General features: G+C 67.4%; 1 protein-coding gene. It reads right to left on the bottom strand.

Annotated features, from left to right (window positions below; all coding sequences use genetic code 11):
* A partial coding sequence (locus tag AC07Z7_RS24980; RefSeq protein WP_494768031.1) for a PAS domain-containing protein occupies positions 1 to 2,063 on the bottom strand: 2,063 nt, incomplete at its 3' end.
* Between the last annotated feature and the right edge of the window lie 205 nt (positions 2,064 to 2,268).

Here is a 2,268-nt window from a genome sequence, read left to right as displayed (position 1 = left end):
AGGCGGTCCAGCAGCAGGCGCCGGTTGGGCAGGCCGGTGAGCGCGTCGTAGAAGGCCAGGCGCTCGATTTCCTGCTCGGCACGTTTGCGGTCGGTGATGTCGCGGCACACGCCCAGCACACCGGTCACGCGGCCGTGCAGGTCGCGGATGGGGGTCTTGATGGTTTCGAACTGGCCCTGGTAGCCGTCTTCGGCAAAAGTGAGCGTTTCTTCATACACCAGCGGCTGCCAGGCCTGCATGGCACGCTGGTCGTACTTGCGAAAGCGCTCGGCCTCGGCCGGGTTGGTCAGGTCGTAGTCGTTGCGGCCCACCACATCGCGTTCGGGCCGGCCCGCAAAGCGCTCGAACACGGGGTTGACCGACAGGTACACGCCCTCGGCATCCTTGAGAAACACCATGTCGGGCATGGCGTTGACCACGCGGGCCAGGTGCGCCTTCTGGTGCGCCAGCTCCTGCTCGACGCGCTTGAGCGCCGTGAGGTCGTAGGCAAACAGCACCACGGCCGATGTTCCCTGCCCTGCAACGGCCTCGGGTGCAATGGTGGTGTGGCGGTACTGCATGCCATCAGGGCCATCGATGCGGTTCTCAAACACTGCCATCTCGCCCGCAAAGGCTTTCTCGAAATGGGGCTGCATGCGCACGAAGACTTCGGGCGGAATCACGTCCTGCAGCAGTTGCCCCTGCAGGTCCTGCGGCGTCTTGTACAGCCAGCGTGCCTGTTGCTCGTTGACATACAGAACCCGCAGATCGCGGTCGAGTCGGGCCACACCGCCCGGCACCAGGCGCAACATGTTGGCCATGAGCGCATCCTTGGCGTGCGCCGCCTCAGCGGCCTGGTGGTGGGCGGTGATGTCGGTCTGCACGCCATCCCACAGCACGCGGCCGTCGTCCAGCCTTCGGGGAGACGAACTCAGGTGCATCCAGCGCACTTCCCCATCGGTGCGGCGAACCCGGAAAACCGCCTCCAGGCTGGTCATCGACAGGAATGAATGCCGCTCTGCCTCGCGCAGGCGGCCCATGTCTTCCTCCAGGATCTGGCGATACAACACGCTGGGGTCGTCCAGCACCTCTTGCACGCGCACGCCGTTGAGGCGCTCGATGGCTTCGCCCATGTGCACAAAGTGCACACGGCCATCGAGTTCACGCACCACCTGAAACAACACGCTGTGGGGCAGATTGCGGCCCAGCAGCGACAGGCGGCCTTCGCTTTCGCGCAGGCGGCTCTCGGCGGTCTGGATGCGGGCAAAGGGCCGGCGGATGCCAGCATCGAACACCGCCTGGTACAACAGCGCATAGGCCACCACCCGCAGGCCATGGGCCAGTGGCCCACCGACGGGGGAATGGCCGCCCAGCACCCCCACGGTGATTTCGCCACACACAAACGCCATGGCCGCCCAGGCAAACAGGCGGTCACGTGGCCGGTTTTCGTCCTCCGGGACCGCCTGGCCATCGCGGCGGCTCCGGCGGTACAGCGCCCCGGCAATCACGGCCAGCGCCAGCGCCAACCCCGCCGCCAGCGCCTGGCGCAGCACCCCGCCAGCGGCCTGGGCAAACCAGCCCGGCAAGGGGCCCATGGCCGCCCCCACCACCAGCAGCGTGATCCCCCCGGAAACCGCCAGCCAGGCCTGGGGCGCCCCCGGCGCCGCCAGCCGCGTGGCCACGAGCCCCAGGGTGAGCACCTCGGCCAGACGCGCCCAACTGCTGAGCCACAGGGAGATATGGGCAGTGCCCACCGGCATGTGTACCGGGCCGGAGTGCACCAGCACGCCATGCAGAAAATTGCAGGCCGCCGCAACCCCCACCCCCACCACCAGCACGTTGGCCCGCGCCTGTTCATGCGCTTCGAGCGCGTGCAGCGACACCGACACCACCAGCAACCCCAGCAACACCGCCGCCATCTCCAGCAGCGGCTCCAGCCCGTGCTGCGCCCCGGCGCCGTCCCCCAGCAACTGCACCAGCGGCAGGATCACCAGAGCCAGCACCGCCACCACCAGCACCACCGTGACAGCGGGCGCGTCCGACAGGTAGGAGCGCGTGGTCAGGGGGGGTGGGGAAGGAGCCATGGGCAGCGTGGAGAAGCGGTGCAGAAACGGGGCGGGTTGTGATTCCGGAAGTACGTCACAAGTGTATCGAGGCGTAAGGAAATGACCAGACCGCCGCCACCGGTCGCACCCTCCTGGGTCACCCAAGAAAAACGGGGCCGAAGCCCCGTTGTGCAGTCAATCTCTCAGCCCTCCAGCAACTGCCGCAGCACAAAGGGCAGTATGC

It is taken from the genome of Acidovorax sp. GW101-11A03, assembly GCF_059424825.1.
This window is presented reverse-complemented; position numbering and strand designations above follow the sequence as displayed.